Raw genomic sequence first — 26,441 nt, 5'->3', positions numbered from 1 at the left:
AATGCAACAGCCGCTTGACGCCCAGGAGATACCTCCCGGCTGCCCCGCGCACGGGAACGTCCAGCTGTACGGCCCCTCGTTCGGAGCCGACCCCGACGGCCACTACGCCCATCTGCGTTCGTTCGGCCCGAGCGCACCCGTGGACATCGCCCCGGATGTCCAGGTCGAGCTGATCACCAGCTACGACGCCGCCCTGTACGTCCTGCAGAACCCCGCGTCCTTCGTCCGCGACTCCCGCCGCTGGAACGCGCTGAACGAGGGGCGTGTCGCGGCGGACAGCCCGGCGCTGCCGATGATGAGTTACCGCCCCAACGCGCTGTTCAGTGACGGCGCGGCGCACGCCCGTCTGCGCCAGGCGGTCACCGACAGCCTCGCCACGGTCAACGAGCTCCAGCTCGTCAGGCAGACACAGCAGTCCGCCGACTACCTGATCAGCCGCTTCAGTTCCGAGCCCCGTGGCCAGGCGGAGCTGATCGCCGAGTACGCCCAGCCCCTGCCGCTGCTGGTCTTCAGCGACCTGTTCGGCTGTCCGCCCGAGATCGGTGACCGTGTGATCGCCGGGATCAGCGGCATCTTCGAGGGCACCCCCGGTGCCGACGAGGTACTGGGCGGGGCGCTCGCCGAGCTGATCGCTCTCAAACGACGCCACCCGGCGGCCGACCTGACGACACGTCTGATGGAGCACTCGGCCCGGCTGAGCGACGAGGAGGTGCTGCACCAGCTCGTGACGCTGCTCTCCGGCGGCACCGCTCCGCTGACCGCCGCCATCGGTACCAGCGCCGCGCTGTACCTCGGCGAGGAATGGCAGAGCGGGCTGCCGGTCGAGGACGCCGTCGCCCAGACCCTCTGGAACTACGCGCCGATCGCCAACTACGCGGCCCACTACCCGACCCACGACGTCGATCTGGGCGGCAGGCTGCTGCGGGCCAACGACCCGGTCCTGATCTCCTTCGCGGCGGCCAACACCGACCCCAAGCTGACCGAGCACCGGCAGCAGCTCAGCGCCAAGGCCCATCTGGCCTTCGGGGCGGGCCCGCACGCGTGCCCGGCCAAGGACCCCGCCTTCATGATCGCGGTCACAGCCGTCGAGACTCTCCTCAACCGGCTGCCCGACGTCGAGATGCGCGTCCCGTTCAAGACCCTTGCCTGGGCGCCGACTCCGTGGAGCCGCTCGCTGGTGACCCTTCCGGTCCGCTTCACCCCGCGAACGGTGTCGTCGGCAGCCGAGCCCGTCCATCCGGAACCGGCCCAGGCGCCCCAGCAGTCGGCGCCCGCCGAACAGCGTTCCGCCGCCCGTTCGTCCCGGCCGTCGGCTCCAGCGGCACCGCAGCACAAGGGGGGTCTGTTCACCCGCTTCCTGGCGTGGACGAGGGGAGAGTGATTTAAGTAACCTCCTGAGACCCCTGTGTTATTGGATGCTTCAACGATCTTGTGGGTATGCATGGCGGCTGGTTCTCAGAAAGGAGCCGCCATCATGGGAGTCGTCACAACTCCGTCGTATGACCGCAGGGCGTCCGCCTCCCTCTTCTCCCGTCTACGGACGGCAAGAGGGCAGGCCGATCCCTTCCCGATATACGAGGAGCTGCTGTCGAGGGGCGAAGTGAGCCCCGCACCCTGGGGCGGCTCGTTCGTGACGGGCTTCGCCGTCTGCGATCAGGTGCTGCGCAGCCGTGACTGGCTGGAGCCCGACAAGCGGTGGCGCGAGCGGCAGGGGCCGGGCACGCGCTGGAACGCCTCCTCGTCGCGGGAGATGAGCAATACGCTGGCCGCGCTCAACGCCCCGGACCACACCCGCGCGCGGCGGGCCGCCGGCACGTTCGACCGGGCCGCCGTGGAGGAGATCAGCCGGACCGTGGGCCGGACGACGGACCGGCTTCTGGACACGCTGGCGGAGCGGTTGCGCGACGGGGAGGCGGACTTCTCGGCCCTGGTGGGCGAGGAACTGCCCGTCGCCACCATAGGTGAGTGGCTCGGGATCCCGGCCGCCGACTGGCCTCGCCTGCGGGAGTTGACCCATGACCAGGTCTTCACCCAGGAGCTGCTGCCCTCCGCCAGCCAGTTGGCCGGATCGGACGCGGCCACGGCCGAACTGCGCGCCTACTTCACGCAGCTGGTGAGTGAGCGGCGCGCCCACCCCGGCGAGGACCCGGTGTCCCGCTGGATACAGACGTGGGACTCCATAGAACGCGACCGGGACAAAGCCGATGAAGGGGTCTACTTCCTGGTCCTGTTCGTCCTCCTGGCCGCGCTGGAGACCACCTCGACACTTCTGACCACCATGACGCTCCTGCTCGTCGAGAACCCGGAACGCTGGAACATGGTCGCCGACAACCCGGACCTGGTGCCCGCGTTCGTTGAGGAAACGTTGCGCTACGACCCTCCCACCCACGTCATCAGCAGGGTCGCCGCCGAGGACCGCGTCCTGGGCGGGATGGAGATACGCAAGGACGAGATGGTCCACCTCATGGTGGGAGCGGCCCACCGGGACCCGGCCAGGCACAGTGACCCCCACCGGTTCGACCCCCTGCGCAAACCCGCGCACCTCGCCTTCAGCGGAGGCATCCACTACTGCCTCGGCGCGCCGCTGGCCCGGCTGGAGGCCCAGATCCTGCTCCGTCAACTCATTCGGCGTCTCCCCCGCCTCACGCTCGTGCGCCGCCCGTCGATGGCGCCCCGGGTGGCGTTCCGGCGCCTGCTGAACTTGGATGTCGCCCTCGCATGAGCGAAACAACACGTACTCTCACCAGCCCCTCCGGCAAGGCGATACGCGTCGAGCAGGACGGGCCCGTGCTCCATGTCCGCCTCAACCCGTGGGGGCAGGACGACACACTGGGCGTCGCCGTCATCGACGATCTCCTCCTCCTGCTCGATGACCTCCACGAGCGCCCGGACATCCGCATCCTGACCCTGTCGTCCCTGGGCACGGACTTCTGTCTGGGCGCCGACCGCGGCGAGTACGAGGCTGCGCTCGCCGCGGACCCGACCGGAGCCGGGCTGCGGCGCATCGCGGACAAGGCCCACCGTCTGTGCCAGGCACTGGAGAGCACCCACGCCGTCACGATCGCCCGGCTCCACGGCCGGGTGATCGGTGCCGGACTCGCGCTCGCCTCGTTCTGCGACCTGCGCGCGGGCGCGGACACCTGTCGCTTCCGCATGCCGGAGATCGGCGTCGGGCTGCCACCCGCCTGGGGAGGAGCGATGGGCCGCCTGGTCTCCGAGGCCGGCGCCGCCAGGATCCGCGAACTCATGCTGACCTGCGACGTGTTCGACGCGGTCACCGCCCACCGGCTCGGTCTGCTCCACAAGACCGCCCCGCTCGACCGGCTGGACGAGGTGGTCCACGCCTGGACGAGGCCGCTCGTCCGGCGCTCACCCGAAGCCCTCGTCCTGACCAAGCGCATGCTGGCCGGCTACGCGCGGGCCGACCGGACGGCGGACGTCTCCCTGCTCGACGCCCATCTTCTGACGGCCCACATCAATCAGAACCGGCCGACGGCCGTATGAGATGCCACCGCACCCCGTCCCAACCGCGTGCGCGGACACCGGACGGGGTGCGTTGGCGTCGGCCGCGACTAACGGAATCCTAAATTCCGACCGTGTCGACGGGGCCCTGGCCGCAGAGTATGGGCCACGACGGCGCCTGTCCCGCGTACGCGTCGATAGTGTGGCCGTGCCCTTGTGCAGTGCCGGGCTCAGGACACCGAACGTACGGACAGGGGCATGGACGACAACACGCACCCGCATGGCATATCGCCGGCCGGAACCGGGATGACCTACCGGACCATCGCCGTCGTCGTACGCGCGGCCTCCCGCGTCCTGGCGCGTCGCGAGTGGCGCGGCGGGCATCATCTGCCCCGGGCGGGGGGCTACATCACGGTGATCAACCACAACTCCTATGTGGACGCGCTCGCCTACGGGCACTTCCAGTACAACAGCGGCAAGCCGCCCCGCTTCTTCGTCAAGGCATCGCTCTTCAAGGTCCCTGTACTCGGCGCCGTACTGCGCGCGACCGGCCAGATCCCCGTCGAGCGGAGCAGCCCCCGGGCGGCGGACTCCCTGCGGGCGGCGTACGAGGCCGTCCGGCGCGGGGAGTGCGTGGCCATCTACCCGGAGGGGACGCTCACCCGCGACCCGGACCTGTGGCCCGGCCCACCGAAGACGGGCGCGGCCCGCCTGGCCCTGACGACACGGGCCCCCGTCATACCGGTCGCGCAATGGGGCGCCCACCAGATGGTGCCGCCGTACGCCAGAGGCAGCAGGCGGGTCAGGTTCCGTCCGCGGCCCACCCTGGTGGTGCACGCCGGGCCCCCGGTGGACCTCTCCGACCTGTTCGACGCCGGGCTCACGGTCCCGGTGCTCCTGGAGGCCAGCGGCAGGATCATGGACGCGATCGTGGCCCTGCTGGAGGAGATCCGCGGCGAGCAGCGCCCCTCCGGGAACGACGCGTAGGAGCTGTTGCCTTCAGTGGATGGCGCCCGTCTCGGTGCGGTCGGCAGCGGACCCGTCGGGCGCGCTGCCCAGCCCGGCCGGACCGGCGACGGCCTCGGCGCGTGAGGCCCTGCGTGTACGGACCACCTCGATCACGACCGGAAGCATCGAGACGCCGATGATCAGGAACACCGCCGGCAGCAGATAGGTGTCGATGCTGCCCTTGAGGGTGTCGCCGAGGCGGTATCCGAGGAGCAGGATGCCGACCGTCCACACCACACCTCCGATGGCGTTCCACACGAAGAAGGTGCCGGCGCGGATTCCCAGAACCCCGGCCACCGGGTTGAGGAACGTCCGCACGACAGGGATGAAGCGCGCCAGGACGATCGCCTTGCCGGCTCCGTAGCGGCCGAGGTACGCCTCGGCCTTCTGGACGTACTCCTGCCTGAACAGCCGTGAGTCGGGGCGGGCGAACAGCCTGGGCCCGATCCGTGCGCCGAGCAGGTGCCCCAGCTGTGCCCCGGCGACGGCGCAGATGGGGGCCCCTATGAGGAGCATCGGCAGGGAGAGGTGGAAGCCGGGCCGGTCGAAGACCTCGGCGGCCGCGCCGGAGGCGCCCACACCGGCCAGGAACAGTAAGGAGTCACCGGGCAGGAAGAAGCCGACCAGCAATCCGGTCTCGACAAAAATGATCACGAGAATGCCCGCCAGCCCGAAGGCGGTGATCATCGACTGGGCATCCAGCACATTCACGGCAAGGTTCACAAGGGCTCCTCGGAAAGGGGTGGGAGCGTGATGCGGGCTCAGGTGGCTGCGGACGTGGCGTAGGCGGGGACGTACTCCTGGCCGGAGAGCGCGGCGACCGCCGTCGTGACCATGTCGGCCGCGAGACGTCTGGCCCGGGCCTCACCGGCCCGGCCCGCGAACTCCGACAGGTCCACCGGCGGCCCGAAGGCGATCCGGACCCTGGCCGGCCGGGGCAGGTGCCGGCCGGGCGGGAGCACCTTGTCCGTGCCGGACATGGCCACGGGCACCACCGGAGCTCCGGACTTCAGTGCCAGCCACGCCACACCGGTCCGGGACCGGTACAGCCGGCCGTCCGGTGACCGGGTGCCCTCCGGATAGATACCGAAGACACCGCCTTGCTCCAGGACCTCCAGACAGGGGTCCAGCGAGGCGACGGCCGCCCGCTGATCGGCTCGGTCGACGGGTATCTGGCCGCTGCTGTTCATGAACGAGGACGTGAACCTCCCCAGCAAGCTGCTCCCCCGGAAATACTCCGCCTTCGCCATGAACGTGATGCGGCGGTCCAGAACGAGGGGCAGAAATGTGGAATCCACGATCGAGAGGTGGTTGGACGCCAGCAGCACCGCCCCCGATCGCGGCACATTCTCCAGGCCGGTCGCTTCAAGGCGTACCGCCGCAGAGAGCAACGGGCCTGCGATCCGCCTGATGTGTTGGTAGGTCCGCACCTTCGGGTTACTCCGCTCTGTTCTCGCATATCGATTGATGAGCGATCAGAAATTCCTGCACGAGCTCGATGGATATTAGGCACCGCTCACCGGCCGGTCAAGTGGCGTTGATTCGCTTAGGAATTACTGAATGAACGCCACCGAACTCGCTAATCTCTGGCTAAAGAAATAACGCCCCGTCCTCTCCGGCCGGGGCCGGAGGGGACGGGGCGCTGTCCGAAAGGCGCTGCGGGACGTGTCAGGTGCGCTTGCTCCGCAACCCCAGTGCGGCGACCAGTGATCCCACGAGGGCCACGGCCACCGCCGCGCCGAGCGCGTAGGCCATCGCGTCCATGAAGACGGAGGAGCTCAGCTGCTCCCAGGACGAGGCGAGTTCGGCGGGCATCCCGGCGATCGGGCGGTGCAGACCGACCGAGGCGTCGTCGATCGCCCGCGAGAGGACATCGGGGTCCATCGAAGGCCCGCCGGCCCGGTCGAGCTCGGTGCGCAGGACGTCCTCGGCGCGGCTGCCGAGCATGGTTCCCATCACCGCGATACCGATCCCGCTGCCGATCTGCATGCCGGTCTGGTGGAGCCCGCCGGCCAGTCCGCCCAGCCCCGGCGGCACGCTCGCCACGATGATCTTGGTGGTTCCGACCAGGGCCGGCGCGAGCCCCAGCCCCAGGGCGAACAGCAGGAGGCCGAGCTCCAGCGAACCGGTGTGCGGGCCCAGCCGGGACAGCCCGTAGGTGGCGGCGGCAGTGACCAGGAGCCCCGCGGCGACCACCACCCGGGCCCCGGCCCGCCGCATCGCGAAGCCCGACAGCGCGGCCGCGACGATCAGGGTCCCGGTGAGCGGGAGCACATGGATGCCTCCGGCGACCGGGTCGAGTCCCAACTGGTTCTGGACGTAGTAGGAGAGCACGAAGAGGGTGCCGATCATGGCGAACGACAAGGTGATGACCAGGAAGAAACCGACACCGAGCGCCGGAGTCCGCAGGAGCGCGGGGGGCATGAGCGGGTCGCGGACGCGCTTCTCGATCCGCGTGAAGACCCAGGCGAGGGCGACGACGAGGACGACAAGACCGGCGCTGCGCAGGTCGACCAGCCCGTAGGAGGTGATCTTGGAGACGCTGAAGAAGAGGGCGAACAGGACCGTCGCCAGGACAGCGGCGCCCACGAAGTCGAAGCTGCGCGGGCTCGACTTCGTGACGCGGCGCGCGGGCCTGCCGCGCCACAGGAACACACCCGCCAGCACGGTCAGGAGCCCCAGCGGGACGTTCATCAGGAAGACCGCCCGCCATGAGAAGTGCTCGACCAGCAGCCCTCCGACCACCGGGCCGGCCGCTGTGGAGGCGGCGATCGCGGCGCTGCGGATCGCGATGGGCATGTCGAGCCGGTCGTCCGGATAGGTCTCCCGCAGCAGCCCCAGCGTGGCCGGCTGGAGCACGGCGCCACTGAGTCCCTGCAGCACCCGCAGGCCGATGAGCCAACCGGCGTCGTGGGCCCCGGCGATCAGTCCCGAGGTCACGGCGAAACCGGTGACTCCGATCAGGAAGGCCCATCGGTTGCCGATCCGGTCCCCGATGCCGCCGGAGATCACCAGGAGGCTGCCGACCGCGAGCAGGTAGCCGGTCGTGACCCACTGGACCTGCTCCAGGCTCGCCCCGAGGTCCGCCTGGAGCGCGGGCTGGGCGAGCAGCACGACGGTGCCGTCGAGGGAGACCATCATGGCGCCCAGAGCGACGACGGCGAGTATCAGCCAGGCCCTTCGCGGATCGAAGTCCGTATCGGGTGGCACGGCGCTGGGCTTCCTGCTCCCGCTGGTACTCGAGTCGTCGATACGTGACATGCGAACCGCCTAGAACTCCGCGCCGGTGAGGATGGAACGCCCGCGACGATATCCGAGACAGTGCACGGTGCAACGGTTCTCGGCCGACTCCTGACCGCTCGCCAGGACGCCACCGGTGCACGGCCCGGGCCATCGCGGCGGTCCCGGGACGCTACGCGGTAACGACCGACCGCGCCCCTCGCTAAAGCAACTGCGTGAACGCGGTAAAGCCCCCTGAATCGGCCTTGAGTTGGGCTCGGTGACTTCGACATAGTGGGCCACCGAGACGGTGTCCGAAGCGGACCCGAAATGAATTCGCCCTGGGGGAAGTCATGGCCGGCCGTGAGATCGTGCGCAAGATTCTGTCGGGTCTGGCGGTCGCCTATTTCCGGCCCCGCGTCACAGGCGCCGCCCATATACCGAAATCCGGTCCGTTCGTCGTGGCGGCGAATCACCTGTCGTTCTCGGACCATATTTTCCTGACACTCTTCGTGCCCCGCCCGGTGTATTTCGTGGGTAAGGCCGAACGGCTCGGCAGGAAGGGTCTCAGGGGCCGGCTCAGCAGCTGGTTCTTCGAGCAGGTCGGCATGATCCCGGTGCGCCGGGACGGCGGCCGGGGCGGTGTCGCCGCCCTGGAGATCAGCCGTGAACTCCTGGAGCAGGGCGTGGGGGTGGGGATTCACCCCGAGGGCACCCGTTCCCCCGACGGCCGGCTCTACCGCGGACAGACGGGGGCGGCGTGGCTGTCCCTGACGACGGGTGCGCCCGTCGTGCCGTGCGGACTGGTCGGCACCGACCGGGTCCAGCGGCCTGGGCGGCTGCTGTTGAAGCGGACCGCCTTCGAAGTGCACTTCGGCGCACCGCTCACGCCCGCCGAGTACGCCGGCCGGGAGAAGCAGAGCATCAGCCGTCGGCAGTACACCGACCAGATCATGCGCGAGATCGGGGCCCTGTCGGGCCAGGAGATCGCTGCTGAATTCGCCGTCAAGGGCGCGGCGTTGGCCGCCGGATGAGCTCCGGTCCCTACGGCACCGACCGGACCGGCCACGAGCGGCCCGCCCCGGCCCACTCCGATGCACCACTCTCCGATGGGAGTCACAGATGACAGCGTCCGACGTCACGGACAGCCAGCTGAGCCCGGCCGCGGGCGCCGATGCCGAGAAGGCGTCGAACCTGGGGCTGATGGCCTCACTCATCTCCGAGATCACCGGTCTGCCGAAGGACTCGGTCGTGCCGGAGGCCGATCTGATCGAGGATCTGTACATCGACTCGGTGGCGAAGATCGAGCTGATGGTGGCCTGCGAGACCCGGTTCGGTGTCCAGATCCCCGATGACGTCGTGAACGAACTGCGCACCGTCGAGGCGGTTCTGGACTACCTGGCCGAGCACAAGGCGGCGTCATGAGCATTGCCGTCACCGGCGCGGGCGCCGTCACGCCCATCGGCACGGACGCGGAGAGCTTCTACCGCGGCCTGCTCTCGGGCAGGTCCGGCATCCGGCTGCTGGACGGCCCCGGCTTCGAGGGGCTGCCGACCCGGCTCGCGGGGGCCGCCGATGTCGAGGGCCGCCTCGACCGGATGACCGCACGGACCCTGGAGCGCGTCCAGCAACTGGCGCTGATCGCGGCCCGCGAGGCGTGGCACCAGGCGAAGGCCACGGATGTGGCACCCGAGCGGCTCGCCGTGGTCATCGGCACCGGCATCGGTGGGGTCCAGGCCGTCCCCGGTCAATTCGAGGTCCTCAGGGATCACGGACCGCAGCGCATCAGCCCGTACCTCATGTCCCAGCTGATGCCCAACGCCGCGGCCGCGTGCGTGGCCATGGATCTGGGGGCACTGGCGGGAGCCCACACCCCTGTCAGCTCCTGCGCCTCCGGTACGCAGGCCATGGCCGTGGCCATGGACCTGCTGCGGCTGAACCGGGCGGACGTCGTCGTGGCGGGCGGGGCGGATTCCTGCCTGCACCCGATGACCGTGGCCGGCTTCGCGCAGTTGCGCGCGCTCTCCCGCCGCGACGGCGACCCGTCGGCGGCCAGCCGGCCCTTCGACCAGGACCGGGACGGCTTCGTCCTGGGCGAGGGCGCGGGCATGCTGGTGCTGGAGCGGGCCGAGCACGCCGCGGCCCGGGGGGCCACCGTCCTGGGCACCCTGCTGGGTGCGGGCACCACGTCCGACGCGTATCACCTCATGGCCCCCGACCCCTCGGGCAGCGGCGCGGCGCGGAGCATCGAGATCGCCCTGCGCGACGCCGGTGTGACGGCGGCCGACGTCGGCCATGTGAACAGCCACGGGACGGCGACACCAGCGGGGGACCTCGCCGAGTCCCGCGCCCTGAACCTCGCCTTCGGCAGCCACCGCCCCGCGGTGACCGCCACGAAGTCCTGCACGGGTCACCTGCTGGGCGCCTCCGGGGCCGTCGAGGCGGTGGCGACCGTGCTCACCCTGCGGGACGGACTGATCCCCGCCGTCCGCAACCTCGACCGGCCGGGTGACGGCATCGATCTGGACCTGGTGCGCACACGGCCCCGGGCGTTCGAGCACCGCGTCGCCCTGTCCACGTCGTTCGGCTTCGGCGGCCACAACTCCGCCCTGGTCTTCGGGCGCTGACCGCCCGGCCGGCCCCGAGACCGCCCGGACGCCCGGCCACCACCAGTTCGCCGGCAGCGCCGGAAGTCCTACGAGAGACACAGCAAACGGGAGTACCTGGATGACCACGCCAAGCCCGGTGAAGGCGCCGGCCGAGACCCCACAGCCCCGGCCCAAGGGCCCACCACTGCTCGATTCACTGACCGGCCTGCGGGGGCTGGCCGCCATCCTGGTGTTCTTCTTCCACTTCACCACCTTCAGGATGGTGTTCGGCGAGAGCGGCGGCCTGGAGTTCGCCTCACTGACCAGGCCCCGCTTCCTGACCATGAGCGGCAACTTCGCCGTGGGGAGCTTCTTCATCCTCAGCGGTTTCGTCCTGGCGCTCACCACCCGCCAGGGCACGAGCATGGCCAACTTCGCGGCCAAGCGTGTCGGCAAACTCGTACCGGTCTACCTGTTCACGTCCGTGCTGGCCATCGCCGCCATCCTCCTGATCGGGATGCCGATCAGCCTGAGCAACGTGATCCTGCACCTGACGCTGCTCCAGTCCTGGGTGCCGTTCCAGGACATCTATCACGGAGTCAACCCGGTCACGTGGTCGCTCAGTACGGAGGGATTCTTCTACCTGCTCTTCCCGGTGGCCCTGTTCCTGGTCCGCCGGCTGGCCAACCGGGCCCTGTACTGGCTCCTGGGTACGGCGGTGTTCCTGGAGTTCGCCCTGCCGCTGTACGTGATGACGTACTTCGCGGTCGGTGACACCGGCGGACACGAGACGTACATGAGCACGGGGTCCAAGGGCGGCGATCTGGCCTACTGGTTCACCCTGCCGTTCCCGCCGTACCGCTTCCTGGAGTTCCTGGTCGGCATGATCGCCTGCATCCTGCTGATGCGGGGTGCGCTGCCCACCATCCGGCTCAGCCGGGCCTGGTCGCTGTGTGCCGTCGCCTACGTGATCGGTACGTACACCCCCGGGCCGCTCCAGCGCACCGCCATCGGCATGGTCCCGCTGACGATCCTCGTGGTCGCCCTGGCCCAGGCGGACTTCGCCGGCCGGACCTCGCTCCTGCGCCGCCGGCTCTTCGTCGAACTGGGGAAGCTGTCCTACGGGATGTACGCCATCCAGCTGCTCATCTTCCTCCCGACCGGGCCCTTCGTCATCCGCTGGCTGTCCGGTGCGCTGTCGCTGCCGACCGAGACGCTCGACGGGGCGGTGTACCAGATACCGATCGCGCTCGCGTATTTCGGCCTCATCATCCTCCTCGCCATCCCGATCTACCGGTACATCGAGGTGCCCGCCTACGACTACGCCAAGAAGCTGTACCGCGACCGCAAGGGCTCCGATCTGTTCGCGGACCCCGGCACGGCGGAGGGACAGCCCCGGTGAAGGTCTGTGTGATCGGCTCGGGCATCTGCGGCATCGCCGCCGTACGCGAACTCCAGCGCCACCTTCCCGCCGGTTCCCTGCACTGGCTCTCCGAGGACCGGGAGGCCGGCGGCCTGTGGAGTTCCTCCTCGCGGCACAGCCGGGTGTACGACGCGCTGTACCTGAACACGTCACGGGAGCGAAGCGCCTTCACCGGCAGCCCGGTCCGTGCGGAGGCCCCGGTCCAGTACCTGCACCACTCGGCCTACGCGGCCTACCTCGAAGAGGTCGCCACCGAGTGCGACGGCGCGGAGCGTCACTGGGAGTGCCGGGTGACCTCGGTCGCCCGGCGTCCGGACGGCGGCTGGCTGGTCCGCTGGACGGAGCGCGACGGCGCGGCCGCGGAGGCGGAGTTCGACGCGGTCGTCGACGCCACGGGGCACAACGGGGAACCCCGGGGCCCCCGGGTCCCGTCGGCCGCCGATCCGGCCTACGCGTACGTGCACTCCTCGGCGTACCGGAACGCCGATCCGTACCGCGGCAAGCACGTCCTGGTGGTGGGGAACGGCGCCTCCGCCGTCGACATCGCCTGTGACCTCGTCGCCGGGGCGGCCAGTGTCGGCATCAGCATCCGGACACCGAAGTGGCATCTGCCGAAGGTCGTCCTGGGCAAGCCGGTCGACCACTCGTCGGACGGCCGGCTGCAGCGGGTCCCGCTCGTCGGCGGGCTCGCCGCACGGGTGGCGGAGTCGGTCGTACGGCGGCTCACGGGCTCCTACACCGCGTACGGTCTGCCGGCGCCCGGCAAGCCGCTGGCCGAGTCGACCCCCGTGCTGAGCGACCACTTCCTGTCGCACCTGAGCCATGGCCGCTTGCGCGTGTACAGCCACGTCGCGGCCCTGGAGCAGGAGGCGGTGCGGTTCGCCGACGGGTCCGCTGAGAAGTTCGACGCGGTCATCGCCGCCACGGGGTTCCGTGAGAGCTCGCCGCACCTGCCGGCCGGCGCGCAGCGGGTGCTGCGCGAGGGCGGGCTCGGCCTGGCACTGGAGGCGCCGGGATACAGCGGCCTGTTCCTGATGAACCGGTTCCGGTGCGGCGAGGCGGCAGTCCGCTGTGCCGAGTCCCAGGCGGCGGCCGTCGCCCGCGCACTGAGCGGAGCGCGCCCCGGCAAGGGCGCGCCACCTGGGGCCCCGGCTCCCTCGGGAACCGGTTCCCGCGTCACCGCCCGCACTCTGGAGAAGGTCTACGAGGCATACCGATGAAGACAACTGAGCAGCGGATGGGTGTCGCGGGCCTGGGGTGGCACGTCCCCGGTCTGCGTATCGACAACGAGACGATCTCCCGCTGGAGCGGTGCGGACCCCGGCTGGGTCGTCGACCGCACCGGCGTCGAGGAGCGCCGGTACGCGGCAGCCGACGAGCCGACCTCCGCGCTGGCGGCCCGGGCCCTGTCCATGGCCCTGGAGGACGCGGGCCTGCGCGGCGAGGACCTGGCCGGGGTGGTCGTCTGCACATCCACCCCGGATCAGCCCCAACCGCCGACGGCGGCCTTCGTCCTGGCCCGCCTGGGACTCACGGGGATGCCCGCCTTCGACGTCAACGGCGTCTGTGCCGGGTTCCTCTACGGGCTCGGTGCGGTCGAGGGGTGGCGCCGCCGCGGCCCGGTGGCCCTCATCGGCGCCGACAAGTACTCCTCGATCGTGAATCCGGCGGACCGCAGGACGGTGAGCCTGTTCGGCGACGGCGCCGGCGCCGTCATCCTCGAACCGCCGACCGAGGACTCCGGACTCATCAGTGTCGTGGCCCGGTGCCAGCCCGAGCACCTGGACCTGGTACGGGTGCGCGGGGGTGGCAGCGCGCTGCCGCTGCGGGACTCGGCGGACCCGCTGGCCGACCGGTTCGAGATGGAGGGCCGCTCGATCGTCACCTGGGCCGAGAAGGCGCTGCCGGTCGTCGCGCACCAGGCGTGCGAGGAGGCCGGGCTGTCCCTGGCCGACATCGACCGGTTCGTACTGCACCAGGGAAGTGCGCGCATGGTCGAGCTGTGCACCAAGTGGCTCGGGGTCGCTCCCGGCAAGGTGGCGCTGTCGGCGGACCGGTTCGGTAACACCGGGGCCGCCTCCATTCCCCTGACCCTCGCCATCGAAGTGCAGCAGGGGCGCATCGAGCGCGGCGACCGCGTGATGCTCGCCGGTCTCGGTGGCGGGACAGCGGCGTGCGCCGCCGTCGTGAAGTGGTGAGCCCGTACGGGGCGAGCCGTCCAGCAATGAGCCGTGAAGTGGTGGAAGAAATGACTGTTGACGTGAACACCGGCGCCTCGGACCGCCTCGGACCGACCGAGCTGCCCGAACTCCCCCAAGGCGCCCCCGCCGGTTGCCCTTTCGCCCCGCCGGAGGCGGTTGCCAAGCTGCGGGAGGAGAGCCCGCTGGCCCAGGTGGCCATGCCCGACGGCACGTCGGCCTGGCTGGCCACGAGCCATGAACTGGTCCGCGAGATCCTCACCCTGCCTGGCTTCAGCGTCAATCCGAAGGCGCCGGGATTTCCCCGCTGGAACCTGCCCGGCGGGACGGACCTGCCCCTGAGCATGACGCACGCGGACCCGCCCGAGCACCCGCGGCTGAGGGGCATGGTGGCTGCCGAGTTCACCCCCAAGCGCATGGGACGGATGCGCCCCGACATCGAGCGGATCGCCCGGGAGCGGTGCGAGGCCATCGAGGCGCTCCCCCAGCCGGTGGATCTCGTCAAGGAGTTCTCCACCCCCATTCCCGCCACGGCCATCAGCCTGCTGCTCGGAGTTCCGTCCAGCGAGCTGGACTTCTTCGAACGCAACGTCAGGATCGTGCTCGCGCACGACGAGCTGGAGTCGGAGGAGCGCGACCACGCGAAGCTGGAGCTGCTGCAGTACGTACTGAAGCTGATCGAGCTCAAGCGTGCGGAGCCGGACGGCAACCTGCTGTCCATGATGATCAGCGATCATCCCGAGCTGAGCGACATCGAGCTGGTCTCGTTCGTGGCGCTGCTGCTCTTCGCCGGCTTCTCCACCACGGCCCATCAGATCGAGCTGACGGCCCTGACGCTGATCCAGCGGCCCGACCTCGCGGAGCGGGCGCGTCAGGACCCCTCGGTCATCCCGGCGTTGGTGGAGGAACTGCTGCGTTACCACTCCATCGTCCGGGACTCACCGCGACGGGTGGCCCTGGAGGACGTGGAACTGGGCGGCGTCACGATCCGCGCCGGTGAGGGCGTCATCGCCTCGGTCCAGGCGGCGAACTGGGACGCGGCGGCCTTCCCCGATCCGGACGTGATCGACCTCGACCGCCCGCGCAACCCGCGCCAGCTCGCGTTCGGCCATGGCATCCACGTGTGTCTGGGCGCCGCGATGGCCCGGATCGAGCTCGAGGTCGTCCTGGAGCAACTGGTGACGCGCTACCCGAACATGAAGCTCGCGATTCCGGAGGACGAGATCCCGTTCCGTACCACCACCCACCTGCACGGCTGCTACTCGCTGCCGGTCGACCTCGGTCTGGAGGACAGGGCATGACGGACACCGTGACCCTGAACACCGGCGCCACGGTCCCCCGGCTGGGCGTGGGGACGTGGCAGATCCCGGACGACCAGGCGGAAGCCGTCGTCGGGAACGCGCTGAAGGCCGGCTACCGCAGCATCGACACGGCCACCAGTTACCGCAACGAGCGCGGCATCGGGGCCGCCGTCGCCGCCTCCGGCATCCCGCGCGACGAGATCGTCGTGACGACCAAGCTGTGGAACGGCGACCACGGCGCCGAGGAGACCCTGCGCGCCTTCGACGCGAGTCTGGAGAGCCTCGGGCTCGACCACGTCGACCTGTACCTCATCCACTGGCCGCTGCCCATGCGCGACCGGTACGTGGAGACATGGCGCGCGATGGAGAAGATCCACGCCGACGGCAGGGCGCGGGCGATCGGGGTCTCCAACTTCACCACCGGGCACCTGGCCCGGCTGATGGAGACCTGCGACATCGTGCCGGCCGTCAACCAGGTGGAACTCCATCCGCTGTTCCCGCAGCGGGAGCTGCGCGAGTTCCACACCGCCCATGGCATCGCCACACAGGCGTGGAGCCCGCTGGGCTCCGGGCAGGGGCTGCTGGACCTTCCGGTCCTCGGCGAGATCGCGCGGGCCCACGGCCGCTCCCCCGCCCAGGTGGTGATCCGCTGGCATCTTCAGCTGGGCAACCTGGTCATCCCCAAGTCGGTCACACCGAGCCGTATCGCGGAGAACCTCCGCGTCTTCGATTTCGCTCTGGACGACGGCGAGATGGCCGCCATCGCGGATCTCGACTCCGGCCGGCGCTGGGGGCCGGACCCGGACACCTTCGACTACGGGTAAGGCCTGTCCGGCCGCGACGACGCGCCACCGGCACACACCAGAGCAGAGCAGTTCGGACATCACAGGAAAGCAGGGGGACACATGGAACCCGTCAGGGAGAAGAACGCCGGCACAGGCGGAGCGACGCAGCTGCGGGAGCTCTTCGCACGGCCGGGAGTGGTCCGGATCGTCGGCGCGCACAATCCGCTGGGAGCGCGGCTGGCGGAACGTGCGGGGTTCGACGGTGTCTGGTCGAGCGGTCTGGAGATCTCGGCGTCCCAGGGGCTGCCCGACACCGACCTGCTGACGATGGCGGAACTGCTGTCCGTCGCCGGTTCGATGGTCGGCGCGGTGGACGTTCCCGTCGTCGCCGACTGCGACGCGGGGTACGGAAACGCCCTCAACGTCATGCACATGATTCGGCGGTACGAGCGCGCCGGGCTGGCCGCCGTCAGTATCGAGGACAAGGTCTTCCCCAAGGTCAACAGCTTCATCGCGGGCCGCCAGGAACTCGCGGGACTCGACGAGTTCTGCGGGAAGATCGAGGCCGCCAAGAGCGCCCAGCGCGGCTCGGACCTCATGGTGATCGCCCGTATCGAGGCCCTGATCGCCGGTCACGGGATGGAGGAGGCGTTGCAGCGGGGCGAGGCCTACGCCGAGTCCGGGGCGGACGCCGTGCTGATCCACGCCAAGGGCTCGTCTCCGGAACCGATCCTCGAGTTCCTCCGGAGCTGGCGCCTCGACGTGCCCGTCGTCGTGGTGCCCACGACCTATCACACGATCACCGCGGACGAACTCGGCGCCGCGGGCGCCAAGATGGTCATCTACGCCAACCATGGGCTGCGGGCGGGGATCAACGCGGTCACCGAGGTGTTCGGCGAGATCCTCGCGGAGGGGCGCAGCACCGGGATCGAGCAGCGCATCGCGCCGCTCGCCACGGTCTTCGATCTCCAGGGCATGGCCGCGCTGAAGCAGGACGAGGAGCGGTTCGTCCGCGAGCGCGGCCCCCGCACCCGGGCCGTGATCGTGCCCGGAGCGCCCGTCGGCGCCCCGGGGATTCCCGACGGCTCCCGTTCCGGTCTCGCCCGGCTGCGCACCGCCGCGCTGGAGGAGAGCGGCGTCGCCGACGTCGTGGCGGCCCCTGAGGCCGCCGGGCAGTCGGCCGGGGACGCGGCCGCGGCGCTGGCCGAGGTGCCGGCCGGGTTCGCCGGCCGCACCGTGGTGAGCACCGATGACGTCTTCGCCGACGCCGAGTCGCTCACCTGGCTGACCACCTCGGCCGCCGACATCGCGGTTCTGGTCGATGTCACCGCGCGTGGCGGTGTGCCGGTGGCGCTGTCCTCGAAGACCATCGGCGGACGACTGCTCGCCGGCACCGGCGGCCATGTCGTCACAGCCCTCGGTGAGCCCATGAAGGGTGAGGCGGACGGTGAGTTCACCGGCGTCGCGGCCTTCTCGGCGCGCGGCTTCACCGCGCTCCAGCAGGCGGCGGAGAAGCGCAGCACGTTCCAGGACCGCCCGGTGTCCCTGGCCGATCTGCTGTCCGACCTGATCGCCACCGGCTGGACGGTCCGGGCGACCGGTGTCGCCGGAGGGTGGACTCAGGTGCGCTCGCAGGACGAGCTGCGTGAGCTCTCCGCGCTGGTGTCCGAGCAGGTGACGGCTTGAGCGCGGTCCTCGACCCCGCGAAGGTCGTCGCACTCTTCGACGAGGCGGGACTCGGCCCGTTCACCGGGGTGCCGTGCTCCTTCCTCGGGCCTGTGATCAGCTGCCTCCAGGACATCCGGCCGGACCAGTACCTCATCGCCGCCAATGAGGGCGAGGCGGTGGCCATCGCCGCCGGGTCGCGTCTGGCCGGCCGGCACCCGGTCGTCATCCTCCAGAACTCAGGCCTCGGCAACGCCGTCAACCCGCTGACCTCGCTGTGCCACACCCTGCGACTGCCCGTCCTGCTGCTCGTCACCTGGCGCGGTGAGCCGGGCTCGCCCGACGAGCCCCAGCACGAGCTGATGGGCCGGATCACTCCGGACCTCCTGACCGCCATGGAGATCCGGAACGAGATCCTGCCTCAGGACGAGGCGACGCTGCGCGAACGCCTGCTGGTGGCCGACGCGCACATGCGGGAGACGGGACTGCCCTTCGCCTTCGTCGTCCGCAAGGGGGCCATCGCCCGCTACGCGCCCGCGGAGCGCGGCGCTCAGGTCCCGGCCGCGGCGCCCGAAGCGAACCCGCGGGAGGAGGCAGCCGGCGGGCACATGCTCCGCAGCGAGGCCATCGCCCACGTGATGCGCGTCGTCGGTGAACGGGCCCTGGTCGTCGCCACCACAGGCAAGACGGCCCGCGAACTGGAGCACGCGTGGGACCGGCCCGGGAACCTCTACGTCGTCGGCTCCATGGGCTGTGCCTCCAGCATCGCCCTGGGTATCGCCCTGCACGCACCTGCCCGCCAGCTGGTCGTACTCGACGGCGACGGCGCCGCGCTCATGCGCCTGGAGGCGATGGCCACGATCGGCCGGCTGGGCCCGCCCAACCTGCTGCACATCATTCTCGACAACGAGGCGTACGAGTCCACGGGCGGCCAGCCGACCGGGTCCGCCCACCTGAACTTCACCGAGGTGGCGGCAGCGTGCGGCTACATCCAGGCCGCCGAGGTGACGAGCCCCGAGGGCCTGACGGCCGCGCTGAAGCATCAGCTCTCGCACATCGGGCCCTCGCTCCTGCGCGTACGCATCGCTTCGTACTCCGACCCCGGGCTGGGGCGCCCCGCCCTGCCACCGCCGGCCTCCGCCGCTCGATTCCAGGAGATGATCGCCTCGTGACCAGCGACTCCTTCGCTGTCCCGGCCGAAGCCACCGGCCCGGCCGAAGCCGCCGCCCCCGGGCGCCGCCTGGTGCTGATGAACCCCGGCCCGGTGAACACCGTCGAAGCGGTGCGCAGCGCACTCGGCGGCCCCGACATGTGCCATCGCGAGCCGGAGTTCGGCGAGCTCATGAACCGCATCCGGCGCAAGGTCACCGCGGTCTGCGGAGGCGGCACGGATCACACGTCCGTCCTGCTCACCGGCTCCGGCACAGCCGCGCTGGAGGCCGCCGTGACCTCGTCGATCCCGGCGGACGGCGGGCTGCTGGTGGTCGACAACGGCCACTACGGCAAGCGGCTGTTCGACATCGCGCGCGTCCACGGCCTCCGCGTCACCCACCTCGACCTCGGCTGGGGCACCCCGGTGGACCCGGCGGCGGTCGGCCGCGCCCTGGCCGCCGACCCGTCCCTCACCCATGTCGCCGTGGTGCACCACGAGACCAGCACGGGGATGCTCAACGACGTCGCCGGCATCGGCGCTGTGGCCCACGAGCACGGGTGCCGCACCATCGTGGACGCCATCAGCAGTGTGGGCGCGGAGACCCTGGACATCACGCGGGACGGCATCGACTGGCTGGTCGGAACGGCGAACAAGTGCCTGGAGGGCATGCCGGGCGTCTCCTTCGTCTCCGCCTCCCGGCGCGACTTCGACGGCCTCGCCGCTCACCCCGCGCACACGTACTACCTCGACCTGAACCGCCACTACCAGGCACAGGAAAAGGCCGGCGCCCCCGCCTTCACACCGTCGGTCCCCGTGTTCTACGCCTTCGAGGCGGCCCTGGACCTCGCACTCGCCGAGGGTGTCGCCGCCAGGGGCGCGCGCTACCGCGCCCTCGCCGAGCGGCTGCGCGCGGGCCTGACGGAGCTGGGGCTGCGCATCATGCTGGCGCCCGAGCACCGCGCGGTGAGCCTGAGCGCGATCCAGCTGCCCGCCGGAGTGCCGTACGAGAGCCTGCACCAAGCCTGCAAGCGGGCCGGGTTCGTGATCTACGCGGCCCAGGACCAGCTGGCAGGCGGCTTCTTCCGCCTCTCCACCATGGGCGCCATGGACGAGCGGGAGATCGACAGGTTCCTCGCCGCGCTCGGCGCGGCGCTCTCCGGGCCGGGGCGGTCCGCACCCGTACGCACCGGGCCCGGGGAGGCGGCGTGACCGCCACACCGAGGGTCCACCGGCTGGCCGTCGTCGGTGGCGGGCCCCGCGCCACGTACGCCCTGGAACGGCTGTCGGCCGATGTCGGCCGCCTCGGCCAGGGACGCTCGCTCGAGATACGGGTCTTCGAGCGGAGCGGGGAGTTCGGTTCCGGGGAGGCCCACAGCCCGACGCAGCCGAGGACGAGCTATCTCAACCGGATCGGCGACCAGGTGTCGTTCGCCGCCGACGAGTCGGTGAAGGACGCCGGGCCGCTGCGCCCGCCGGCTCTGCGTCCCACCCTCCACGAGTGGTGCCGGCGCCGGTTCGCACAGACCGGCCACCCCGACCTCGACCTCGGCCCCGAGGACTGGCCCAAGCGCTATGTCCACGGCATGGCGCTCCAGGACATGTTCGACAGCTACCTGGCCGAGCTGCGCTCGCATCCGCATGTCGAGGTGTTCCTCCACCACGAGGAGGTCGTGGACGTACGGCGGGAGGGCGAGGGCCTGACGGTCCATGTGGCCGGCGGCGCCGGGTTCCCCTGCGACCAGGTGCTGATGGTGACCGGTCACACCCACCACGATCCGCGCCGGTCCGCGCGGTCGCGGGCGCTGATGGACTTCGCTCACCGCACCGGATCCTCCTACGTCCCGTACGCCTACCCGCTGGACAAGGCGCTGCCGGCCGATGTCAGTGGCGCCGGCCGTGTCGTGGGCATCGCCGGGATGGGTCTCACGGCGATCGACGAGATCCTCTTCCTCACGGAGGGACGAGGGGGAAGCTTCGTACCCGACGGGCGGCTCGGCCTGCGCTACCTGCCCAGCGGGGAGGAGCCCGCGAAGCTGCTGGCCTTCAGCGAGACGGGCCTGTTCACCTTCGCCCGTCCCGACAACCACAAGGCTGCCGACCCGGCCCGCCTCGAACACCGGGGGGTGTTCCTGACGCCTTCGGCCGTGGACCAGCTGCGGGCGAGTGTCGGCGTTCCCAGGGCGGGCGCGGGGCCCGGCCAGCTGGACTTCGAGCGGGACGTCCTGCCGCTCGTGGTCCTGGAGATGGCGTTCGTCCACTACACGACCCTCTTCGGCGGTCATGCGGCCGACTTCTTCGGCGACCGGCTCGCGGGCGTCTACCGCGGGTTCCTGGCGGGCGGTCCTCCACACGGCGAGCGCCCGGACGACCCGGCGCGACTGCTCGGTCCGCTGGAGGCCGCCGTGAGCGAGCTGGCCGACGTGGTCGACGGGGTCCTGCACGGCCGCGTGACGGTGGCGCAGGCGGAGGCGGGCCTGCCCGGCCTGCCGGTGGAGGCCACCGTGCTGCGCTGGATCGGGGTGGTCTTCGGGGCCGAGCGGGAGGCGGCCACCCGGGCCGCCCTGTGCCGCAACCTCGCCGCGCCGGAGCGCGCCGCCGCCTCGTGGGTCTCGCCCTGGCGGCTCGACGAGCAGCCGCACGGGAACCGCTTCAGCTGGGAGCGCACCCTCGCTCCCCTGGACCCGGGCTCCTCGCGGTCACCTGAGGAATACCGGGCGGCGGTCCTCGACTTCATGGACCGTGACCACGTGTGGGCCGTGCACGGCAATCTGGACAACCCCCACAAAGCAGCCGCGGACGGGGTGTGGCGGGATCTGCGCGGGGTCATCTCGTACGCGGTGGACGACGGCGGTCTCACCCCCGCGTCCCAGCGCGTCTTCCTCTCGCGGTACGTACGGGTCCACAACCGGCTCGCCAACGGAGCGGCCGCCGACGTCATGTCCCGTGTCCGGGCGCTGATCCGGCACGGTGTGCTCGATGTCGGCACCGGTCCCGGAGCGGTCGTCGTCAGGGACACGACGGCCGGGTGCTTCCGCGTCGACGGGCCGGCCACCGGGGCGTCCCGCCAGGTGGACACCCTGGCCGACGCCAGGGTCCACCCCTTCGACCCGCAGCTGGACGCGTCGCCGCTGTTCCGCAACCTGCTGGAGCACGGAACCGTACGGCTGTGGCGCAACGCCTCCGAGTCGGGCGACAGCTTCGAACCCGGCGGGCTCGACCTCACCGACCGTTTCCATCCCGTGCGCGCCGACGGGACCGTCGAGGAACGGCTCACCGTGCTGGGTCCGGCGGCGGAGGGCCGCAGGTCGTTCCTGCTCTCCGCGCTCCGCCCGGGCGCCGACCACTACGTCATGCGGGACACGCTCACGTGGCTCCAGGACTTCTGGCGGCTGCTGGAGAGCGTCGAAGCGGCCGGCGCGAGGGTATGAACCGGCAACCACAGGGGGCGGGAACCGCAGTCGCGGTTCCCGCCCCCTGTGGTTGCTCGGCCGGTCCTCTACACCGTCGTCCTCACCACTTCCTCCCCTTCCTTCTCCTCGTCCGGTGCCGCCGCCTTCGCCGCGGGACCGCGCAGCATCAGCCACCCGGCCAGGGCGGCGAGGGCCGCCACGGCGCCCGAGATCAGGAGGGTGGTGTCCATGGCGTCGATGAAGGTGCCCGGCACGACGGACGCCGCCTCGGGTCCGAACCATCGCGGTGTGATGCCCAGCGAGACCGAACGGGCCGCCTCGTCCAGTTCCGGCCCCGACAGCCGTACGCCGCTCTCGGTGAGACGCCGCGGAAGAAGTCCGTCCACGCGGGCCACGAGTACGGCGCCCAGCACGGCCGTGCCCAGGCTTCCACCCACCTGCATGGCGGTCTGCTGGAGCCCTCCGGCGACGCCCGCGTGGCGCAACGGCGCGGCGGCGACGATGAGATGGGTGGAAGCCACGATCACGGCGCTGAAGCCGAGCCCCAGCACGACGAACCACAGCCGCAGTTCGCCCAGGGACGACCCGGTGCCGGTGGCGTGCGCCAGACCCGCCGCGGCGACGGCCGTGAGCGCCATGCCCAGCAGAGCCGGTGCCCGCGTACCGGTGCGCCGCATCAACAGGCCTGTGGCGATACCCGCCACGACCATGGCGAGGGTCAGCCACAGCACCAGGACGCCGCACTGCAGCGGGGACAGGCCCAGCACGTTCTGGAGGAAGAACGTGCAGACGAAGGGCACGCCGAACATGATGAAGGAGACCAGCACCATGAGCAGCACCCCGGCCGAGAACGCGGGTGAGCGGAACAGCGACAGGGGCACGAGCGGTTCGGTCGCCCGTGCCTCCCACACGCAGAAGCCGGCGCCCAGGACACAGGCGCCGGCGAGTGACGCCCAGATCCTGATGTCGCCCCAGCCGTATTCGGGTGCCTGAACCGATCCCCACAACAGCGCGAGCAGCGCTCCGGCGAGCAGGACCACGGCCACGGGGTCCGAGGATCTCGCCGCCGCGTCCGGGCGCGCCTCCCGCAGGACCAGCAGGCCCATCGCGATGGTCACGACGCCGAGGGGCAGGTTGATGAAGAAGATGGACTCCCAGCCGCTGTACTCCACCAACAGCCCACCGACGACCGGACCGGCGGCGGTAGCGATCCCGAGCGCCCCGCTGCGCACGGCGATCGGCACGTTCAGATGGTCCGTGGGGAACGTCGCACGCAGCAGGGCGAGGGTCGGCGGCTGCATCAGTGCCCCGAACACGCCCTGGACCACCCGCAGTGCGATGATCCATGTGATGTCCGTGGACAGGCCGATGGCGACGGACGTCGCGACGAAGCCCGCCGACCCCGCCAGGAACACCCGACGGTGTCCCAGCCGGTCGCCGAGCTTGCCGGCGACGACGAGCATGGCCGCCAGCGCCAGCAGGTAGCCCGTCGTCACCCACTGGATGTCCCCGACCGACGCCCCGAGACCGGCCTGCATGGCGGGCTGCGCGACGGCGACGACCGTGGTGTCCAGGGACACCATCATGCCGCCGAGGGCAAGGGGCGCCAGCGTGAGCCACGGGTGCCCGCGCAGGCGGTTCATGCCGCGGTACGTTCCGGGGCCGGGCTGTTCCGGGCCTGCGGAGGCTGCCAGCCGGGCGGCCCGAACACGTATCCGGCGCGATCACGCCAGGAGGCCGCGCCGCGGATGTCACGGAACATCTGGGCGAACTCGTGAGCCTGGATGCGCCAGATGCTGTGCGTGCCGATCTGCTTCGTCAGTCCGTACGTGGGGCGGTGGAGCTCCGGCTGGAACGTGCCGAACATCCGGTCCCAGATGATCAGCATGCTGCCGTAGTTCTTGTCCAGGTACTCCGGGTCGCTGCCGTGGTGCACCCGGTGGTGGGAGGGCGTCACCAAGATCGCCTCGATCGGGCGCGGGAGCTTGCCGATCTTCTCGGTGTGCGCGAAGAGCCCGTAGATGAGATGCAGCGAGTGCATCGTGAAGACCAGGGAGGGCGGGACACCCATCAGCGGGAGCGGCAGCCACATCAGCTTCTCGAACCACTGCGCCCACTTGCGCCGCAGGGCGACCGAGACGTTCAGGTACTCGCTGGAGTGGTGGACCTGGTGTCCGGCCCACAGCAGTCTGATGCGGTGGGTCATGCGGTGGTAGCAGTAGATGGTGAGGTCGACCGCGACGAAGAGAACGACCCACGTGTACCAGGCGTCCGCGGGCAGATGGAACGGCGCGACGTAGACGTAGATCCACGCGTAGAAGACCAGAGCCGCGGTACGCAGCACACTGGAGATGACCAGGGCCCCGAGCCCGGTGAGGATGTTGGCGCGGGTGTCCTTCTTCGAGAAGCGCTCGCGATCCTCGTCGTCGAAGCGTATCGCTATGAATTCGACGAGGATAATAAGTGCGACGGCGGGAAGCGCGTACATGATGGGATCGTGAAGGCGTTCCGATAGATGAGATAGCAAGAATTCCCCCGCTGTATCGGACGATGGAAACATCGAGTGGCTTATGGCCCTGTCCGGGCGCAGCGACAATAACAGCGGGCAGTATTGATCCCGCTAAAATTCCGCTAATCAGCAGACGGCCGGAAGAACCTGGCGGGCCTCCAGCGAGGGGTCCCTCGCCAGGATGGCCGCGTGCAGCAGCCGTATCCGCTCGCCGGGTTCCAGTCCGAGCTCGTGGACCAGCGCGTCGCGGAGCCGGCGATACGCCTCCAGAGCCTCCGCGACGCGTCCACTGCGGTACAGAGCAAGCATGAGCTGCGCGTGGATGGTCTCCCACGTCGAGTGTTCGCCGGCCAGGCCGTACAGCTCGGCGACGACGTGCTTGTGCCGGCCCAGGCTCAGCTGGATGTCGATCCGCCGCTCCAGGACCTCGATGCGCCTCTCGTCCAGCTGCCGGGCGAGATTGTCGAACGTGGGCAGCCCCCGGAGATCCGCCAGGGCGCCACCGCGCCACAGGGCGTGGGCGGCATGGAGGCTGGTCAGCGCTTCCTCCGGGCAGCCTGCGGCCGTGGCCGCCCGGGCCTGCTGCACATGGCGGTCGAACTCGTGCAGGTCGAGCTCCCCGGCCCGCACCTCCAGAACGTAGCCGTGCGGCTTGGTGATCAGCCGGTCCGCGAGTCCGCCGTGCGCGTCGAGGTACTTGCGCAGCTTCGACACGTAGACCTGCAGCGCGGTGCGCGCGGTCCTGGGCGGATGACCCGCCCACAGCGCCTCGACCAGGCTGTCCCGGGAGACGACGTTCCCGGCGTTCACGCAGAGCAGGGCGAGGACCGACCTGATCTTCATGGGCTGCGGCGTCACCGCCCTGTCGGCCTCCACCAGCTCTAACGGACCCAACACCTTGAAGCGCACCACACGTTCCCCCCGTCGCGTTTGGTGGTAACCAAACAGCGGACCGCGAATTGCGGCCGCAGTGGGACGATGCCGGAGACCGCCGGTACGAGCAACCCATAAAACGGCCTCGGCCCCGGGAGCCCCGTAGGTATACGGGGCGGTCGTCGCGTGCCCCCTACTCCTTGCCGGCACCCGTAGCCCTCTGGGGGCCCCATTCGGTGCCGCACGGGTTTCGCCGAATAGGGGTTATCCACACGGGGGGGGCTGCCTAGGCTGCCTTGCCGGCGCACGTTCTTTCGGCGGTCCCTATTTTGCAAGGAAAATCACGTGAAGGAAGTCATCGAAACCGTTCTTGCAGGCGATGCGACAGCGAAGGATTTCGAATCCCTCCGGATTCCGGATAGTTACCGGGGCGTCGTCCTGCGCAAGGAGGACGTCGGCATGTTCACCGGGATGGCCAGCCGGGAGAAGGACCCGCGCAAGTCCCTCCACATCGAGGACGTGCCGGTGCCGGAGCTCGGCCCGGGCGAGGCCCTGGTGGCGGTCATGGCCAGTTCGGTCAACTACAACACGGTCTGGAGCTCGATCTTCGAGCCGATGGCGACGTTCGGGTTCCTGGAGCGGTACGCGCAGCGCGGTGAGCTGGCCGCCCGTCACAACCTCCCGTACCACGTCATCGGCTCGGACCTGGCGGGTGTCGTGCTGCGCACCGGCCCTGGTGTGAACGCCTGGCAGCCGGGTGACGAGGTCGTCGCGCACTGCCTCTCGGTCGAGCTGGAGTCCTCCGACGGCCACAACGACACGATGCTCGACCCCGAGCAGCGGATCTG

General features: G+C 70.4%; 23 protein-coding genes. 17 read left to right on the top strand and 6 right to left on the bottom strand.

Features of this window, described 5'->3' with window-relative positions:
- Position 1 precedes the first annotated feature (1 nt).
- From AC07FA_RS33875 to AC07FA_RS33860, 4 genes are all read left to right on the top strand, one after another.
- Positions 2–1,381 carry a cytochrome P450 family protein gene (locus AC07FA_RS33875; protein WP_479080189.1) on the top strand — a complete coding sequence of 460 codons (1,380 nt, stop codon included), beginning with the start codon at positions 2–4 and terminating at the stop codon, positions 1,379–1,381.
- 93 nt (positions 1,382–1,474) lie between these two features.
- Positions 1,475–2,722, top strand: coding sequence for a cytochrome P450 (locus AC07FA_RS33870; protein WP_479080188.1), 1,248 nt, complete (start codon positions 1,475–1,477; stop codon positions 2,720–2,722).
- Positions 2,719–3,504, top strand: coding sequence for an enoyl-CoA hydratase/isomerase family protein (locus AC07FA_RS33865; RefSeq protein ID WP_479080187.1), 786 nt, complete (start codon positions 2,719–2,721; stop codon positions 3,502–3,504). Before AC07FA_RS33870 ends, AC07FA_RS33865 begins: the two co-directional genes overlap by 4 nt.
- 216 nt (positions 3,505–3,720) lie before the next feature.
- Positions 3,721–4,449 carry a lysophospholipid acyltransferase family protein gene (locus tag AC07FA_RS33860; protein WP_479080186.1) on the top strand — a complete coding sequence of 243 codons (729 nt, stop codon included), beginning with the start codon at positions 3,721–3,723 and terminating at the stop codon, positions 4,447–4,449.
- A gap of 12 nt (positions 4,450–4,461) precedes the next feature.
- On the opposite strand, the gene AC07FA_RS33855 is transcribed toward AC07FA_RS33860, so the two are convergent.
- The 3 genes from AC07FA_RS33855 to AC07FA_RS33845 all read right to left on the bottom strand — a co-directional run bounded on the left by AC07FA_RS33855 (position 4,462) and on the right by AC07FA_RS33845 (position 7,680).
- Positions 4,462–5,193 (bottom strand): DedA family protein, encoded by a 732-nt coding sequence (locus AC07FA_RS33855; RefSeq protein ID WP_479080185.1) that lies wholly within the window; start codon positions 5,191–5,193, stop codon positions 4,462–4,464.
- Between the two features lie 38 nt (positions 5,194–5,231).
- Complete coding sequence (locus AC07FA_RS33850; protein WP_479080184.1) at positions 5,232–5,816, bottom strand: lysophospholipid acyltransferase family protein; 585 nt, start codon at positions 5,814–5,816, stop codon at positions 5,232–5,234.
- Between the two features lie 322 nt (positions 5,817–6,138).
- Positions 6,139–7,680, bottom strand: a complete 1,542-nt coding sequence (locus tag AC07FA_RS33845) for an MFS transporter (RefSeq protein ID WP_479080183.1) — start codon at positions 7,678–7,680, stop codon at positions 6,139–6,141.
- Between the two features lie 362 nt (positions 7,681–8,042).
- Between AC07FA_RS33845 and AC07FA_RS33840 the strand changes: the two genes are divergently transcribed.
- The 12 genes from AC07FA_RS33840 (at position 8,043) to AC07FA_RS33785 (ending at position 22,229) form a co-directional block, all read left to right on the top strand.
- On the top strand, positions 8,043–8,723 hold the full coding sequence (locus AC07FA_RS33840) for a lysophospholipid acyltransferase family protein (protein ID WP_479080182.1): 681 nt from the start codon (positions 8,043–8,045) through the stop codon (positions 8,721–8,723).
- Positions 8,724–8,811: 88 nt separating this feature from the next.
- Positions 8,812–9,114 carry an acyl carrier protein gene (locus tag AC07FA_RS33835; RefSeq protein ID WP_479080181.1) on the top strand — a complete coding sequence of 101 codons (303 nt, stop codon included), beginning with the start codon at positions 8,812–8,814 and terminating at the stop codon, positions 9,112–9,114.
- Positions 9,111–10,316 (top strand): beta-ketoacyl-[acyl-carrier-protein] synthase family protein, encoded by a 1,206-nt coding sequence (locus AC07FA_RS33830; RefSeq protein ID WP_479080180.1) that lies wholly within the window; start codon positions 9,111–9,113, stop codon positions 10,314–10,316. Before AC07FA_RS33835 ends, AC07FA_RS33830 begins: the two co-directional genes overlap by 4 nt.
- 100 nt (positions 10,317–10,416) lie before the next feature.
- Positions 10,417–11,679 (top strand): acyltransferase family protein, encoded by a 1,263-nt coding sequence (locus tag AC07FA_RS33825; protein ID WP_479080179.1) that lies wholly within the window; start codon positions 10,417–10,419, stop codon positions 11,677–11,679.
- A complete protein-coding gene (locus AC07FA_RS33820) occupies positions 11,676–12,920 on the top strand; it encodes a flavin-containing monooxygenase (protein WP_479080178.1) in 1,245 nt (414 codons plus the stop codon). The genes AC07FA_RS33825 and AC07FA_RS33820 overlap by 4 nt, the downstream gene beginning before the upstream one ends.
- Entirely contained in the window at positions 12,917–13,897 is a 981-nt protein-coding gene (locus tag AC07FA_RS33815) for a 3-oxoacyl-ACP synthase III family protein (protein WP_479080177.1), read from the top strand. The genes AC07FA_RS33820 and AC07FA_RS33815 overlap by 4 nt, the downstream gene beginning before the upstream one ends.
- A gap of 50 nt (positions 13,898–13,947) precedes the next feature.
- Positions 13,948–15,198, top strand: a complete 1,251-nt coding sequence (locus tag AC07FA_RS33810) for a cytochrome P450 (protein WP_479080176.1) — start codon at positions 13,948–13,950, stop codon at positions 15,196–15,198.
- Positions 15,195–16,022 (top strand): aldo/keto reductase, encoded by an 828-nt coding sequence (locus AC07FA_RS33805; protein ID WP_479080175.1) that lies wholly within the window; start codon positions 15,195–15,197, stop codon positions 16,020–16,022. Before AC07FA_RS33810 ends, AC07FA_RS33805 begins: the two co-directional genes overlap by 4 nt.
- Positions 16,023–16,103: 81 nt before the next feature.
- Positions 16,104–17,669, top strand: a complete 1,566-nt coding sequence (locus AC07FA_RS33800; protein ID WP_479080174.1) for an isocitrate lyase/phosphoenolpyruvate mutase family protein — start codon at positions 16,104–16,106, stop codon at positions 17,667–17,669.
- A complete protein-coding gene (gene aepY / locus AC07FA_RS33795) occupies positions 17,666–18,820 on the top strand; it encodes a phosphonopyruvate decarboxylase (RefSeq protein WP_479080173.1) in 1,155 nt (384 codons plus the stop codon). The genes AC07FA_RS33800 and aepY overlap by 4 nt, the downstream gene beginning before the upstream one ends.
- Positions 18,817–20,010 (top strand): 2-aminoethylphosphonate aminotransferase, encoded by a 1,194-nt coding sequence (locus AC07FA_RS33790; RefSeq protein WP_479080172.1) that lies wholly within the window; start codon positions 18,817–18,819, stop codon positions 20,008–20,010. The genes aepY and AC07FA_RS33790 overlap by 4 nt, the downstream gene beginning before the upstream one ends.
- Positions 20,007–22,229, top strand: a complete 2,223-nt coding sequence (locus AC07FA_RS33785) for an FAD/NAD(P)-binding protein (protein WP_479080171.1) — start codon at positions 20,007–20,009, stop codon at positions 22,227–22,229. Before AC07FA_RS33790 ends, AC07FA_RS33785 begins: the two co-directional genes overlap by 4 nt.
- 68 nt (positions 22,230–22,297) lie before the next feature.
- Here AC07FA_RS33785 and AC07FA_RS33780 read toward each other — a convergent pair whose 3' ends face one another.
- From AC07FA_RS33780 to AC07FA_RS33770, 3 genes are all read right to left on the bottom strand, one after another.
- The gene (locus AC07FA_RS33780) at positions 22,298–23,854 is read right to left on the bottom strand and encodes an MFS transporter (RefSeq protein WP_479080170.1); all 1,557 of its coding nucleotides are present in this window, start codon (positions 23,852–23,854) and stop codon (positions 22,298–22,300) included.
- Positions 23,851–24,699, bottom strand: a complete 849-nt coding sequence (locus AC07FA_RS33775; protein WP_479080169.1) for a sterol desaturase family protein — start codon at positions 24,697–24,699, stop codon at positions 23,851–23,853. Before AC07FA_RS33775 ends, AC07FA_RS33780 begins: the two co-directional genes overlap by 4 nt.
- A gap of 147 nt (positions 24,700–24,846) precedes the next feature.
- On the bottom strand, positions 24,847–25,563 hold the full coding sequence (locus AC07FA_RS33770; RefSeq protein ID WP_479080168.1) for an AfsR/SARP family transcriptional regulator: 717 nt from the start codon (positions 25,561–25,563) through the stop codon (positions 24,847–24,849).
- Positions 25,564–25,938: 375 nt separating this feature from the next.
- On the opposite strand from AC07FA_RS33770, the gene AC07FA_RS33765 reads away from it, so the two are divergent.
- On the top strand, positions 25,939–26,441 hold a 503-nt coding region (locus AC07FA_RS33765), incomplete at its 3' end, for an alcohol dehydrogenase catalytic domain-containing protein (RefSeq protein ID WP_479080167.1).

The organism is Streptomyces sp. NPDC045968 (assembly GCF_056430475.1).
The sequence above is the reverse complement of the archived record's forward strand: the minus strand, read 5'-3'. Positions and strand labels throughout refer to the sequence as shown.